Here is a 14,844-nt window from a genome sequence, read left to right as displayed (position 1 = left end):
CTTCTGCCCGGTGCCGAGCAGCCCGACATTCAGGATATGGGACCCGTCGACATCCTTCGCCGGATCGATCGCATTGATCACCGCCTCGGCGTCGAGATGCCCCGGCAGCGGCAATTGCACCAAAATCCCATGCACCGCCGGATCGGCATTCAGCTCCGCGACCTTGGCCATCAACGCCTCCTGCGAGGTGTCGGCCGACAGCTTCCATTCCCACGAGTTCATCCCCGCCTCGCGCGTCTGGATGCCCTTGTTCCGAACATAAACCTCGGACGCCGGATCCTCCCCAACCAGAACAACCGCAAGACCAGGAACAAGCCCTAGGCCCGAAAGATCGGCAACCCCGGCGGCGACGCGGCCACGTATTGCAGCGGCAAAGGCCTTGCCGTCGATGATGTTTGTCATGCCGCGACCTCCAGTCGTTCGGCGGCCTCGACAAGCCCGTGCCAGACCGTGCCCGCGGCCGAGCGCATGCCCAGGACCGCAAGCCGGTTCTCGGCCCGGCGAATGACGAAGATGCTCATATGGTGAAAACCGGTCCGGGTGGCCGAGCCGGGGCCGAAGCGCGCGGCATCGACATTGACCAGCCGCTCCAGCAGCCGGACGATGGCGGGGGCAGGGCCCTCGACCTCGAAGGCGGTGAAGCCGTCGGTCTGTTCAGTCACGGAGGCTCCGGGCGCGCGGGTCGCGATCTCGGCGGCGAAATCCGTTTCGGCGCGGCCCGGACCCTCGAGCATCCATTGTTCCGGCCCGGTCCAGAAGGCGGCGATGCCCCCCGCCTCGATCCATTTGCCCGGCCCCGGCTGCGGCAGGTCGGGGGCCGCGCCCCCGCGGCGCAGCGCCACCGAGGCGAGCGCGAGGCCGGCGCTTTCGGCCAGCGACAGCCCCCCGAAGCGGGCGGTTCGCGGCGTGGGCGCACCCAATGCGCAGATCGGTTGCAGGTCAGTCACGCAGACGCCCTCCTTCAGGGTCGACGAAATGGGCGGAAACGACACGCATGGCGACGCTTTGCCCTTGCAGCGGGTTCGCGGCGGTAATCACCTCGCCCATGCGCTCGGCGCCATTTTCCAGATAGCCGAGGCCGATCGCAGAACCGACATGGGGCGAATAGCAGGCCGAGGTGATCCAGCCCTGATCCGTCGCCGTGCTTTGTGCCGCGCCTTTGGTGAACAGATGCGACCCCGCGACCACCGGCTCGGCGGCATCGACCGGTTGCAGCCCGACCAGCACGCGCCGTTCGGCCACCAGCCCCTCGCGCCGCGACATCACCGCGCCGATCGAGTCCTTTCTGGTCGAGACCATCTTGCCCATGCCCAGCATCTGCGCGGTGGTCTGGCCGTTCAGCTCGTTCCCGGCGGCATGGCCCTTTTCGATCCGCATGACGCCAAGCGCCTCGGTGCCATAGGGGGTGGCGCCCAGATCGGCGCCCTTTTCCATCAGCCGCGCCATCAGCGCATGGCCGTAGCGGGCGGGAACCGCGATCTCATAGGCCAGCTCGCCCGAGAAGCTGATGCGGAACAGCCGCGCGCGCAGCCCGCCGCAGACCGTCAGGGGCGCGCAGGCCATGAAGGGGAAGGCCTCGTTCGACAGATCGAACCCGTCCACCACGCGCTCCAGCAGCTTGCGAGCGTTTGGCCCGGCGATGGAAAGCTGCGCCCAGGCGTCGGTGGTCGAGATCAGTTGCACGTCCAGATCCGGCCAAAGGCCCTGACGGCAGAACTCCATATGGCGATAGATGGGGCCGGCATTGGCGGTGGTCGTGGTGACGACATAATGGTCCTCGGCCAGCCGGGCGCAGGTGCCGTCGTCCCAGGCAAAGCCGTCCTCGCGCAGCATCAGCCCATAGCGGACCATGCCGACTTTCAGGCTTTTCATCGCGTTGGCATAGACGCGGTCCAGAAATTCGGCCGCATCGGCCCCCTGCACGTCGATCTTGCCGAGCGTGGTCACGTCGCAGATGCCGACGCCCATGCGGGTGGCCAGAACCTCGCGGTCGACGGTCTGGCGCCAGGTCGTTTCGCCCGGTTGCGGGAAATATTGCGCCCGCATCCATTGCCCGACCTCGACAAAGACCGCGCCCTGCGCCTTGGCCCATTCATGGGTGGGGGTCAGGCGGCGGGGCCGGAAATGCGGCCCGGTATCGCCACCGCCCAGAACCGACAGCGAAACCGGGGTATAGGGCGGGCGGAAGATCGTGGTGCCGGTCTGGTTGATGGTCCGGCCGGTCAGCTCTGCCATGACCGCCAGCGCGGTCACGTTCGAGGTCTTGCCCTGATCGGTCGCCATGCCCAGCGTGGTCCAGCGCTTCAGATGCTCGACCGGGCGCATGTTTTCCTGATGGGCCAGCTTGATGTCCTTGACGGTGACATCGTTCTGGAAATCGACCCAGGCGCGGCGCTTGCCGGGGACATGCCACAGGGGATGCTGGTTCATGGCCGCGTCCTCGGCCCCGGGTAGGTCGGGCAGGGTGGCGGTGATGCCCAGCCCCTCCAGCGCCGCACGCGCGGCCTCTGCCCCCGAGGCCAGCGCCTGCGCGGTCGAGCCCTTGCCCGCCGCCGCGCCCGCGATGCTGAGACCGGGAACATTCCCGTCCTCGGCCAGAAAGGCCTGCACGGCGTCGTCCCATTGCGGGCGGCCGCGGTGGTGCGAGGCCAGATGCAGGTTCGGGTTCCAGCCGCCCGCGACGCCAAGCGCACCGCAATCCAGCCATTCGGAGCGGCCGCCCTGCGCAACCTCGATCCGGGTCAGGCCCAGACGGCCCTTGCTGCCCGTCACCTGTCCGCCCGCGATGGTGCGATAGCCACCTTGCGATGCCGCGCCGGTGCGGGCGTCGATCACCGCCGCGATCTCGACCCCCTTGGCGGCCAGATCCAGCGCGGTGCGGTGGCCGTCGTCATTGCTGGTGAAGATCGCGACGCGCTTGGCGGGGCTGACCGCCCAGCGGTTGGCATAGGCCCGCATCGCGCCCGCCAGCATGATGCCGGGGCGGTCGTTATAGGCAAAGGGAATGTGCCGCTCGGTCGCGCCGGCGGCCAGAATGGCGCGCCGCGCGGTGATCTTCCACAAGGTCTGGCGCACGCGCTTGCCCGGCACCGCAAGATGGTCCGAGACGCGTTCCACCGCGCCATAGATCCCGTCGTCGAAGGCGCCCCAGATCGTGGTGCGGCGCATGACGCGCAGGTTCGGCAGGCTGGAAAATTCGGCCTCGACCCCCGCGATCCAGTCGGGGGCGGGCATCTCCAGCGGATGGCTTTCGGCCAGCAGGCGGCCGCCAAGGCGGAAATCCTCATCCGCAAGGATCACGCGCGCCCCGGTCCGCGCCGCCGTCAGCGCCGCCGCAAGGCCCGCCGCGCCGCCGCCGATCACCAGCAGGTCGCAATGCAGATAGCCCGCGTCATAGCTGTCGGGATCGGGTTGGTGGGTCAGGCTGCCCAGACCCGCGGCGCGGCGGATCATCGGCTCATACAGCTTTTCCCAGAAGGCTTTCGGCCACATGAAGGTCTTGTAATAGAAGCCCGCCGCGAAGAAGGGCGACATCAGGTCGTTCACCGCCAGAAGGTCGAAGCCAAGCGAGCCGACGCGGTTCTGGCTTTTCGCCTCGAGCCCGTCGAAAAGCTCGGTCACGGTGGCGCGGGTATTCGGTTCCTGCCGGGGGCCGCTGCCCAATTCGACCAGCGCGTTCGGCTCCTCGGAACCCGAGGAAAGGACGCCGCGCGGACGGTGATACTTGAAGCTGCGGCCCATCAGCCGCACGTCATTGGCCAGAAGCGCCGAGGCCAGCGTGTCGCCGGTATGGCCCTGATAGCTTTTGCCGTCGAAGGTGAAATTCAGGCTTTGCGAACGATCGACCAGCCCACCGGAAAGCCGCGTCATGCCGCACCGCCCTTCTTCGCGTCGCGGGCCAGTTCCGCACCCAGGATCTCATGCGTCAGGGTGTTGCGGGTCACGACCAGCCAGGACCGGTCGCCCTGTTCGTGGAACCACAACTCGCGGTGGATGCCTGCCGGGTTGTCCCGCAGATGGACATATTCATGGAAGCGCGCGGCCGCGTCCGCGGCCATGCCGTCGGGCCGGTTGAGCAGCGAGGCATCGCCCAGATAGCTGAATTCCGAAGAATCGCGCGGGCCGAGAAGGGGATGAGGGATCAGCATGTCGGGCTTCGGTCCAGGATGGCTTCAGTGCAGGTTGGGCGTGGCGCCCATGCCTTTTTCGTCGATGGGATAGCCGCGCTCGAACCGGTCGAGGCGCAGGAGGCGCGCGGTTTCGTGCGGGGTGTCGGTCGCCAGCAGATGCGCGAAGGCATAGCCGCTGGCCGGAGCCGCCTTGAAGCCGCCATAGCACCAGCCGGCATTCAGATAGAGGCCCTCGATCGGGGTCTTGTCGATGATCGGGCTGCCGTCCATCGACATGTCCATGATCCCGCCCCAGATGCGCAGCAGGCGCGCGCGGCCGATCATCGGCATCAATGCCATGCCGCCCTGAGCCACGTCCTCGACCACCGCCATGTTGCCGCGTTGGGCGTATGAGTTGTAGCCGTCGATGTCGCCCCCAAAGACCAGCCCGCCCTTGTCCGACTGGCTGACATAGAAATGGCCGGCGCCGAAGGTGATGACGCCGTCGATCGTGGGCTTCAGCCCCTCGGACACGAAGGCCTGCAACACGTGGCTTTCAATCGGCATCCGCATCCCGGCCAATGCCATGACGCGCCCGGTCGAACCGGCAACGGCGACGCCGACCTTGCCCGCCGCGATATGGCCGCGCGAGGTGTCGAGGCCAAGGATGCGCCCGTTCTCGATCCGCATTCCGGTGACTTCGCAATTCTGGATCAGGTCGACGCCCGCCCGGTCCGCGCCGCGCGCATAGCCCCAGGCCACACCGTCATGGCGCGCGGTTCCGGCGCGGCGCTGCATCAGCGCGCCCTTGATGGGGAAGCGGGCATTGTCGAAATTCAGCCAGGGATACATGGCGCGCACGCCGTCCTGGTCCAGAAGCTCGGCATCGGCGCCCGCCAGCCGCATTGCGTTCCCGCGCCGGCGATAGGCGTCGCGCTGCGCGTCGGTATGCAGCAGGTTCAGGATGCCGCGCTGGCTGACCATCGCGTTGAAGTTGAACTCCTGCTCCAGCCCTTCCCAGAGCTTCATTGAGAATTCATAGAAGGGCTCGTTCCCCGGCAGCAGGTAGTTCGAGCGGATGATCGTCGTGTTCCGCCCGATATTGCCCGAGCCGAGCCACCCCTTCTCCAGCACCGCAATGCGCGCCTTCCTGAAGGTGTGCGCCAGATAATATGCGGTCGCAAGACCATGCCCGCCGCCGCCCACGATCACGTAATCATAGGCGGGTTGCGGATCGGGATTGCGCCAGATCGGCTTCCAGCCCTTATGGCCGGTCAGCGCCTCCTTGATGACCCTAAGCCCCGAATATCGCACGGTTCCTGCTTTCTCGCGTCGTTGTTCCCGACCATCAGACTAGCCGCGGCAAAGGTGCTCCATTTGCCTTTGAGGGACAGGTTCTTGCCTGTTGCGGACGGGCCGGGATATATTTTCGCGAAGACGAGGTTTCGCCATGCCCACGCCCGCCCCGGCGCCCCTGCGCGTCGGCTTCGTCCTGACCCGGGATTACTCGCTGATGTCGCTGACCTCGGCGGTCGAGCCGCTGCGTGCGGCGAATCATCTGGCCGGGCATGAGCTTTACCGGCCCGGCTATTACTCGGTCGAAGGCGGCTTCTCGGCCTCGACCTCGGGCGGGGGGTTCCCGACCCTGCGGCTGGCCGAGGCCGGGCCGATGGATCTTGCCTTCGTCGTCGCCGGCGGCAACCCGCTGCGTTACGAGGATGCGGCGCTGGCCCGCGGCCTGCGGGCGCTGCAGGCCGGCAAGGTCCGGCTGGGCGGGATTTCGGGCGGGGCCGCGATCCTTGCGCGGCTGGGACTGATGGAGGGGCGGCGCTTCACCCTGCACTGGGCCCATATCGATGCGCTGGCCGAGGACATGCCCGATCTGCTGATCGACCGCGCGCTCTATGTCGTGGACCGCGACCGCTATACCTGCGCTGGCGGCGTCGCGGCGCTGGACATGATGTGCGCGCTGATCGCCCGCGACCACGGGGCCGAATTCGCGCGCAGCGTCGCGGACTGGTTCATCCACCCCCGCACCCGCGGCGCCGATGAACCGCAGCAATCGCCCGCCGCCGAACGGTTCGACCTGCGCCATCCGATGCTGGCGGCGGCGGTCGATTTGATGTTCAGCCACCTCGCCGACCCGCTGTCTCCCGGACAGCTGGCCGCGCAGGCCGGATGCAGCCCGCGCCAGTTGCAGCGCCTGTTCAACGACCAGCTTGGCTGCTCGATGATGCAGTTCTATCGCGAGATGCGGCTGAAAAAGGCCGATGAGCTGATCCAGCAAAGCGCGCTTTCGGTCCTCGACATCGCCATCATCACCGGATTCGTCAGCGCCGCGCATTTTTCGCGTTCTTTCACAGACAGATACGGGGTCAGCCCCAGCCAGCGCCGGCAGGCCGCGCGCCCGCGCCGCAAGCCCGCCTGACCGGCGGGAGAGACTGTCCCGACTGGCCTGCACAGGAAAATAATATTCCTGAGTGTAAGTTTTTCTTGCCTGACGGGGTCTTTCGGCCCAGCCTCCGCCAAGGGTGAGGCGCGACGAAATGACGCAGTGCGGCCGGGAAAACCGCTTGCCGTCGCCAAAGCCCCAGCGGGAACGACGGTCCGGGAAACGAGGCCGCGGCCCTGAAAACGATAACAATGGGGAACAAGTCTGATGGAGAGGGTGTCATGTCTTCGGTGTCTACCGAGACGTCTTCGGCCGTGGTGGAGGATCAGGGCTCACTGATCCGGTCGCTCAGCTGGAAAGGCGCGTTCTGGATCGCGGCGGGCGTGCCGCCGCTGGTCCTGTTTTCGATCGGAGGGATCGCCGGGACCACCGGCAAGGTCGCCTTCGTGGTGTGGACGGTGTCCATGTTGATGGGTTTCCTGCAATCCTTCACCTATGCCGAGATGGCGGGCATGTTCGGCAACAAGTCGGGCGGCACCTCGGTCTATGGCGCGACCGCGTGGCTGCGCTATTCCAAGCTGATCGCGCCCCTGTCGGTCTGGTGCAACTGGTTCGCCTGGTCGCCGGTCCTGTCGCTGGGTTGCGCCATCGCGGCGGGCTATGTGCTGAACGCGCTGTTCCCGGTGCCGCTCGCGACCTCGCAGCCGGTGCTGGACTGGGTCGCGGCCCATCTGGCCAGCCTGCCGCCGGGCAGCCCGCGCATCGCGGAATACCTTGCCGCCAATCCCGGCATCCCCGAGGCCGACGCGATCCGGTCGCTGCTGACCACGGATGCGGTCGCCGCGCTGACCCCCGCGATCCGAACCTGGTCGGCGCTGGAGCTGCCCATTCCTGGCCTCGGCTCGCTGCATCTGAACGCGACCTTCGTGATCGGGACGGTGCTGATGCTGCTGATCATCGCGATTCAGCATCGCGGGGTGGCCTCGACCGCGGCGGCGCAGAAATGGCTGGCGATCATCGTGCTGGTGCCCTTGCTGCTGGTCGGGCTGGTGCCGATCTTCACCGGGGCGATCGACTATTCGAACGTCACCGCGCTGGTCCCGCCGACCGCCGCCTATTCGGGCGAAAACGGAAGCTGGGACATCGGCGGCTGGACGCTGGTGCTGGGCGGGCTTTATATCGCGGCCTGGTCGACCTATGGGTTCGAGACGGCGGTTTGCTATACCCGCGAATTGCGTGATCCGCGGCGCGACACGTTCAAGGCGATCTTCTTCTCGGGTCTGCTCTGCTGCGTGTTCTTCATCCTGATCCCCTTCTCGTTTCAGGGCGTCCTGGGGCTGGAGGGTATGCTGGCGCCGGGCATCATCGACGGCACCGGCGTGGCCGAGGCGCTTGGCGGCATGATCGGGGCGGGGCCGGTGATCGCGCAGCTGTTCACCATCCTGATGATCCTGGCGCTGTTTCTGTCGATCATGACGGCCATGGCGGGATCGTCGCGCACGCTCTACCAAGGCTCGCGCGATGGCTGGCTGCCGCATTACCTTGGCCATGTGAACGAACAGGGCGCGCCGACCAGCGCGATGTGGACCGACTTTGGCTTCAACTTGTTCCTGCTGGCGCTGGCTTCGGATGCGAGCGGATATTTCTATGTCCTCGCGATTTCGAACGTCGGCTATATCATGTTCAACTTCCTGAACCTGAACGCCGGCTGGATCCATCGCATCGACAGCCCGCACCTGCCGCGTCCGTGGAAGGCGCCGGTGCTGCTGATCGGGCTGAACACGGTGCTGGCCTTTGTCAACGCGCTGTTTTTGGGCGCGGGTGCCAAGGTCTGGGGCTATTCCAACGCGCTGATCTCGGGGCTGATCTTTGCCGCGCTGATCATCCCGGTCTTTTGCTGGCGACATTACATCGTCGACAAGGGCCGCTTCCCGAAAGAGGCGATGGAGGATCTGGGTCTCGGCAATGACGATTCGAGCCTTGGACCGCGGCGCGCGGGCATCCTGCCCTATCTCGCGCTGATCGCCGGGGCCGTGCTGGTGGCCTGGGCGAACTGGTTCTTCGTGCTGCCCGCGTAGACGAAAGGGGCTGGCCGCAATGGCCAGCCCGCCCCATCCCGACACCGCCGGCTGTCTCAGTCCGGGTAGATGCCCGGAGAGGTCGGCGCCCCGTCATCGAAGCGCGACAGGTAGTCGACGATCATCGGGCGGTTCACCAGAAAGCCCTTGTAGGTCGCCAGATCCTCGGGCAGGTCGCGCAGCACGCGGTGGAGCCTGCGCCCCCATTTCGGCACCGTCACCAGATCCTGCAACGAAATCAGATAGCAGCGGATCGGAAATGCCAGCCCGTTCGAGCGCGGCAGCCGCCAGAAGGATTGCAGCTCGACCCGCAGATATTGCTTCTCACCAAGGTTGTCGGGCGTCAGGCTGCGCTTTTCCGGGCCCCATTCGGGATAGGTCTCGGGGCTGGTATCCAGCCGCGGGTTCACCGTCATGGTCCAGTTCAGCCGCCGCGCGGGCGTGTCCTGGCGAACGTTCAGCAGGAATTTCAGCGCCCGCTGAAAGATCCCCATCTCGGCGGCGCGCGGCACCGGGGCGTGCCATTCGAAGAAGTTCATGCCGATGTCGAAATCCAGGCTCCAATCCGCCTGGCTGGTGACCATGCCGGCATCCATCCACAGGTTGCCGTCGCGCTGGTCGAGGACCGCGAAATCGCCCTGGGTCTGGCGGGTGATGTATTCCATCGGGCCATGGGGCAGGGTGGCTTCGTCAAGGAAGGTGAAGGTCTCGTCGATCCCCAGCGGCCGGTTGATCCAGCGCCAGCGGTCGCCGTCGCGATGCAGCGCGAAATGCTCGGGGTAATCCTCGGCCTTGCTGGTCATGATCAGTTCCAGCAGATCCCAGCCCGCCAGCGTCATGTGCGGCAGCGACTGGCAGCGGCCCGGATCGCGCGTCAGGGTGATGGCGCGGTCCTCCATCTCGGCGACATAATGTTCGTCGACATCGAAGCGGGCCTGAAAGACGCTGCCGTCGGGGCCGCCCTTATGCGGCTCCATATTGACCGAATACATGTATTCGTCCCGGTCGAAGGGAAACGGAAAGCGTCGGATCGCAGCGGGAGAGTTGTAGTAGCTGTAATCGCCGCGGAAGGTTTCTTTGTTGAATTGCATGATCATCACGGGGGATTCCCTATCGGTCGATGGTCAGAAGCCTGCCCCGGAAGCGGGAAACGCAGGGCATGATCTTGCGCTGGCGTTCCTCGGGTTCCAGCCAGTGGTCGTGATGGTCGATCGCCCCGTCCGAGGCCAGGACGTCGGTTTCGCATTGCCCGCAGGCACCGCCACGGCACAGCCACGGCGCGTCGATCCCCGCCGCCTCAAGCGCCTCGAGCAGGCTTTGATGCGGGCCGACGGTCAGGGTCCGGTTCGACCGCGTGCAGGCGACCTCGAAAGGTTCGCCCGGCGCGGGGGCCAGGAATTCCTCGGCATGGAGCGCATCGCCCGGCCAGCCAAGCGCGGCGGCGGTGCCGAGCACCGTCTCGATCATCCGGGCCGAGCCGCAGACGTAAAGATGCGTGCCCAGCGGTTGCGAGGACAGGATCGCGTCAAGATCCATGCGCGAGCCTTCGACGCTGACATGCAGCCGCGTGGTATCGGGCAGCAGCGGCAGGGCGGCGGCCTCGTCCCGCGCACGGACCGCGTAATGCAGTTCATAGGCCGCGCCCAGACGCGCCAATTCCGGCAATTGCGCCAGGAAGGGCGTGATCCCGACCCCGCCCGCGATCAGCAGATGCTTGCGCGCGGCCAGGTTCAGCGCGAACAGGTTCACCGCCGGGCCGATCTGCATCAGCATTCCGGGCCGGGCGTCGCGATGCATGAACAGCGAACCGCCCCGGCCATGATCTTCGCGCTGGACGGCGATTTCATAGCCCGAGCAGTCCCGCGGGTCCGAGATCAGCGAATAGGCGTTGCGGCGCAGGACGGGGCCGTCCTGCATCTCGACCATGACATGGGCGCCGCCGGAAAAGACCGGCAGGGGCGCGCCTTCGGGATGTTCAAAGCGGAACCGGGTGATGCGGGGGGAAAGCGGTTCCTTGCGGGTCAGTTTCAAGGTCTGCATCAGAACCGGATCTCCACGGCTTCGGGGACTTCGCCTGGGGTTTCGGCATCGATGCAGACGCCCTGGAACGCCCCCAACCGCCGCGAGAAATGGTCGCGCACATAAAGCGCGCGCCCGCAGCCGGGGCAGGTATAGGGATCGGTGGTCACGTCTTCGGCCAGGGTCTTGCAATGGACGCATTGCATCCGCCGCGCGGCGGTGCCGCGATGCTCGGCCTGAATCGCGCCTAGCGGCACGCCCGCGGAAAGCAGTTGCGACTGGACCTGCGCGATCAACCCCTCGGCACCGGCCAGAAAAACCTGTAGCCCCATGCGGGCATCGCCAAGCAGCGTCGAAATCGCCGGGGAAAGCCCGGCGGTCGAGGCGGGCTGCAAAAGCCGCGCCGCCCCGCGCGCCTGCAGGGCAGGGGCGTGTTCGGCCGCACCGCACAAGACCACGCTGGCCTTGGGCATCAGTTCGGGCGCGTCATCGGCCAGCGCCAGCAGGGCGGCCGCGCCGGATTTGTCCGCGACCATCAGCGCGGCCCCGCAAGGCCGCGCCTGAAGGCGGGCATAGCGGGGCCGGCTGGCGATCGGTTCAGGTGGTGGTGGGGTGGCGCTCATTCCAGTCATCCCTGGCAGGTTGCAACAGGCTGCCGGAGGGAGTTGCGAACGCCCCCCGGCCAGGGGGGCCTATCCTTTGGCGGTGCGCCGCTTCTTCTCGGGGTCGAAAAAGGGCATGGTCCCGGTCGTCGCCGCGATCGGGCCATGGGTGGCGCAGTTCACGGTCAGTCTGGTTCCGTCATTCGCGCAATCGACCGGCAGGCGGGCAATGGCGACGGTCCAGTCGTTCAGCGGCGAATGCATGGCCTGGGTCACGACGCCGACCTGCTTGCCGTCGCGCATCACCGGGGCGCCGTTCCCCGGCACCTTGTCACCGTCGAGCTTCAGGCCCCAGATCTTGAAGCGCTCCTTGCCCTTCAGGCGGTAATGCTCATCGGCGCCGCGGAAACCCTGCTTGCCGGGCGAGACGGTGAAGTCCAGCCCCAGTTCCCACAGCGTGTCGCCACCGGGCTGATCCTCGAAGGGATACATCTCGGAATTGTCATAGGGGAAGAACAGCAGGTAGCTTTCGGTCCGAAGCATGTCGAGCGTGGTGAAGCGGCAGGGGATGATCCCCATCTCGGCCCCTTCCTCGAGGATGCGGTCCCAGATCATCGGCGCGTCCTGACCGCGCACGAACAGTTCATAGCCGCGCTCGCCCGTATAGCCGGTGCGCGAAATCATCGCGGGCTTGCCAAACAGCGAGGTCTGCAGATGCGCGAAATAGGGCAGGTCGCGGATGCCCGGCACATGCCTGGCCAGATAGTCGACGGCCAGCGGTCCCTGCAGCGACAGGTCGTGCAGGTTGTCGTCAAAGCGGATCGCGACATCGCGGCCATTCGCCGCCATGCTCAGCTGCTCGAACCCCTGTCCCGAGCCATGGACGACCATGAAGGCGTTCGGGCCGGTGCGATAGATGACGCAATCGTCGATGAACTTGCCCGCGTCATTCAGCATCGTGGCATAGACCGAACGGCCCGGCATCAGCTTTTCCATGTTCCGCGTGGTGGCGCGGTCGATCACATGGCTGGCGGCGGGGCCGGCGATATGGACCTTTTTCAGGCCCGAAACATCCATCAGCCCGGCCTTGGTGCGGATGGCCATGTATTCGGCATCGGGGTCGCCCTTGGCATAGGACCAGGCGGTTCCCATGCCGCTCCAGTCCTCAAGCTCGGACCCAAGCGCGCGGTGGCGGTCGGCAAGGGTCGAGAAGCGCCAGGATGCTGTCATGTTCTTTCCTCCGTGTTGTTTCCGACGCCGCGCCCGTCTCAGGACCGCGGCCGTTCCTTTTTCGGGTCATAATGCGGGAAGGCGGTGATGCGCGCAGGCAGGCGCTTTTGCTGGCCGTCCAGCTTGCCGACCTCGATCCCGCTGCCCTCGGCGGCATGGGTCAGGTCGACGCGGGCCAGCGCGATCTGGCAATCCAGCAGCGGCGACCACATGGCCGAGGTGATCTCGCCCACCTGCGCGCGCCCGACATGCAGGCAATCGCCGTGATGGGCGGGAATGCGGCTGTCGATGACCAGCCCGACCAGCTTGGTGCGGGGGTTTTCCTTGCGCCGGATCAGCGCCTCGCGCCCGACGAAATCGTCGGTCTTGGATTTCAGCGGCACGGTAAAGCCCACGCCCGCCTCGAACGGGTCGGTCTGGTCGGTGAATTCGTAATCGGCAAAGACCAGCCCGGCCTCGATCCTGAGCAGATCCAGCGCGGCAAGGCCCATGGGCTTGATCCCACGCGGCGCGCCCGCCTTGAAGACGGCGTCGAACAAGGCCGCCCCGTCCTTTGGATGGCAGAAGATCTCATAGCCCAGCTCGCCGGTATAGCCGGTGCGCGAGACGACGACCGGCGCGCCCTCGGGGCCGCCGATGCGGCCGGGGGTCCAGCGGAACCAGCCCAGCTCCGGGATCGCGGTCTGGTGCGGCGCGGTCCAGATCATCTCGTCCACAAGATCGCGGCTTTTCGGGCCTTGCACCGCGAGGTTGTGAAGCTGGTCGGTCGAGGCGCGGATCATCACGTTCAGCCCAAGCGCCTCGGCCTGTTCGCGCATCCATTCGCCGCCGTAATCGCTGCCGCCGATCCAGCGGAAGCGGTCAGGCCCCATGCGGAAGAGCGTGCCGTCGTCGATCATGCCGCCATGCGGATAGCACATCGCGGAATAGACCACCTGTCCATTGCCCAGCTTCTTCACGTCGCGCGTCAGCACCCATTGCATCAGCGCCTCGGAATCCGGGCCGGTCACCTCGAACTTGCGCAGCGCCGACAGGTCCATCGCCACCACGCCTTCGCGGCAGGCGCGGTATTCTTCCTCGGGGCTGGAATTCGGGAAGGTGCTGGGCAGCCAGAAGCCCTTGTATTCGACGAAATCGCGGGTCAGCGCGGCGAACTGGTCGTGAAAGGCGGTCTGGCGGGTCATGATGGGTTCGGAATCCGGCATGGGGCGCCAGGCGACGGCGCGTTGGAACCGCTCATTGGCGGCGTAGCTGCGGACATGGATGTCGCTCAGGTGCCAGCCATTGGCCGGCGAGGTGTCGTCAGGGCAGGCCGAGGACACGCAGACGATATCGGTCAGCGCCCGCATCAGGACATAATCGCCGGGCCGAGACCACGGTTCGTCCGTCATCAGCACGCCATGCGCGTCGATCCAGGTGTTGAAGAAGAAATTCGCGGCCATCCAGCCCTTGCGGGCATCGACGCCATAGGGCGCCAGCGCGGCGTTGAAGTTGTCCGAGCAGTTGGCGTGGCCCGGATAGCCGATATCGTCGTAATACTTGGCCGCGCAGGCCATGGCAAAGGCGTCATGCCGCCCGCAGGTGTCCTGCACGACCTCGATCAGCGGGGTCGTGTCCTGGTCGAAATATTTCGAATGCAGGCCCGGCATGGCATAGCTGTGGCCAAGGATGGTCCGGGTCGTGGTGACGTCCAGGGGGTGCTGGATGCCGCGATCCAGCTTCCTCGCGTCGAAGCACTGGAAATCGGTGCATTGGCGCCCGTCGACATCCAGGACCTGGATATATTCACCCGCCCGGACCAGATAGGCGCTGGCAGTCGCGGACTTGACGCGGATGTCGAGGATCGGGTCGGCCAGCGGGTCGGGCGGCTCGAACCCCTGCGCCGCGCGGGGCCGCGCGCGCCGGATCAGCAGCGTCAGGGGCGTCGCCGTCTCGCCGCTTTCGGGAACCATCGGTTCGGCCGGGGCGGCGACGATCAGCCAGCCGGGCTGGGTCGCCGTGAATTCGGCCCGGTCGCCTGCCGGGCTGTCGGCGCCGAAAAGCACCGTGGCGCAGGGCTTGCCAAGGTCGATCCCGCGCGCGGCGATGCCGCGGCGCAGCCGGGTCAGGCTGTCGTCACCCGAGGTCAGCGCGCGGCGCAACCCGTGGGGTTCACCCTGCGCGGGAACGCCCAGAACCGTGCCATCGGCGCGTCCGTCCATGCGGGCGGCGACGATCTCGGCCCGCTGGGCGCCTTCGGCATTGATGACGGTGATGTGGTCGCCCTCGGCCAATGCCAGAAGAAGCCCGCCGCCGCCGGAGACGGTGTGGCGTTCTTCCGCGGGGGCCTTGCCCACCGCCGATGCCACGCGCAGCCCACTGGGCTGCGGCGGACCGGGACGGAACAGGGGGGGATAGGTGACGCTGGTCATAGC

Annotated in this window: 12 protein-coding genes; 2 read left to right on the top strand and 10 right to left on the bottom strand. The window is 66.6% G+C overall.

Going from position 1 to position 14,844, the window contains the following annotated elements; translation table 11 throughout:
* From VNQ78_RS16745 to VNQ78_RS16725, 5 genes are all read right to left on the bottom strand, one after another.
* A partial coding sequence (locus VNQ78_RS16745; RefSeq protein ID WP_325691865.1) for a tetrahydrofolate dehydrogenase/cyclohydrolase catalytic domain-containing protein occupies positions 1 to 402 on the bottom strand: 402 nt, incomplete at its 3' end.
* Positions 399 to 947, bottom strand: coding sequence for a sarcosine oxidase subunit gamma (locus VNQ78_RS16740; protein WP_325691863.1), 549 nt, complete (start codon positions 945 to 947; stop codon positions 399 to 401). The genes VNQ78_RS16745 and VNQ78_RS16740, both read right to left, overlap by 4 nt.
* Entirely contained in the window at positions 940 to 3,870 is a 2,931-nt protein-coding gene (locus VNQ78_RS16735; protein ID WP_325691861.1) for a sarcosine oxidase subunit alpha family protein, read from the bottom strand. The genes VNQ78_RS16740 and VNQ78_RS16735 overlap by 8 nt, the downstream gene beginning before the upstream one ends.
* Entirely contained in the window at positions 3,867 to 4,148 is a 282-nt protein-coding gene (locus tag VNQ78_RS16730; protein WP_325691859.1) for a sarcosine oxidase subunit delta, read from the bottom strand. The genes VNQ78_RS16735 and VNQ78_RS16730 overlap by 4 nt, the downstream gene beginning before the upstream one ends.
* A 24-nt stretch (positions 4,149 to 4,172) precedes the next feature.
* Positions 4,173 to 5,423: a sarcosine oxidase subunit beta family protein gene (locus VNQ78_RS16725; RefSeq protein ID WP_325691857.1), complete on the bottom strand. Its 1,251-nt coding sequence runs from the start codon at positions 5,421 to 5,423 to the stop codon at positions 4,173 to 4,175.
* A gap of 136 nt (positions 5,424 to 5,559) precedes the next feature.
* Here VNQ78_RS16725 and VNQ78_RS16720 point away from each other — a divergent pair, with 136 nt between their 5' ends.
* Positions 5,560 to 6,537: a GlxA family transcriptional regulator gene (locus VNQ78_RS16720; RefSeq protein ID WP_325691855.1), complete on the top strand. Its 978-nt coding sequence runs from the start codon at positions 5,560 to 5,562 to the stop codon at positions 6,535 to 6,537.
* A 245-nt stretch (positions 6,538 to 6,782) separates the two neighbouring features.
* Complete coding sequence (locus tag VNQ78_RS16715) at positions 6,783 to 8,579, top strand: APC family permease (RefSeq protein WP_325691853.1); 1,797 nt, start codon at positions 6,783 to 6,785, stop codon at positions 8,577 to 8,579.
* Positions 8,580 to 8,635: 56 nt separating this feature from the next.
* On the opposite strand, the gene VNQ78_RS16710 is transcribed toward VNQ78_RS16715, so the two are convergent.
* The 5 genes from VNQ78_RS16710 to VNQ78_RS16690 all read right to left on the bottom strand — a co-directional run bounded on the left by VNQ78_RS16710 (position 8,636) and on the right by VNQ78_RS16690 (position 14,841).
* Positions 8,636 to 9,676, bottom strand: a complete 1,041-nt coding sequence (locus tag VNQ78_RS16710) for a DUF3445 domain-containing protein (RefSeq protein WP_325691851.1) — start codon at positions 9,674 to 9,676, stop codon at positions 8,636 to 8,638.
* A 13-nt stretch (positions 9,677 to 9,689) separates the two neighbouring features.
* The gene (locus VNQ78_RS16705) at positions 9,690 to 10,619 is read right to left on the bottom strand and encodes a PDR/VanB family oxidoreductase (RefSeq protein WP_325691849.1); all 930 of its coding nucleotides are present in this window, start codon (positions 10,617 to 10,619) and stop codon (positions 9,690 to 9,692) included.
* Complete coding sequence (locus tag VNQ78_RS16700) at positions 10,619 to 11,221, bottom strand: dimethylamine monooxygenase subunit DmmA family protein (RefSeq protein ID WP_325691847.1); 603 nt, start codon at positions 11,219 to 11,221, stop codon at positions 10,619 to 10,621. Before VNQ78_RS16700 ends, VNQ78_RS16705 begins: the two co-directional genes overlap by 1 nt.
* A 69-nt stretch (positions 11,222 to 11,290) precedes the next feature.
* Positions 11,291 to 12,430, bottom strand: coding sequence for an aminomethyltransferase family protein (locus VNQ78_RS16695; RefSeq protein WP_325691845.1), 1,140 nt, complete (start codon positions 12,428 to 12,430; stop codon positions 11,291 to 11,293).
* A 38-nt stretch (positions 12,431 to 12,468) separates the two neighbouring features.
* Positions 12,469 to 14,841 (bottom strand): DUF1989 domain-containing protein, encoded by a 2,373-nt coding sequence (locus VNQ78_RS16690; RefSeq protein ID WP_325691843.1) that lies wholly within the window; start codon positions 14,839 to 14,841, stop codon positions 12,469 to 12,471.
* Positions 14,842 to 14,844: the final 3 nt, after the last annotated feature.

This window comes from Paracoccus sp. (in: a-proteobacteria) (assembly GCF_035556475.1).
In the GTDB taxonomy this organism is placed as follows: domain Bacteria; phylum Pseudomonadota; class Alphaproteobacteria; order Rhodobacterales; family Rhodobacteraceae; genus Paracoccus.
The sequence above is the reverse complement of the archived record's forward strand: the minus strand, read 5'-3'. Positions and strand labels throughout refer to the sequence as shown.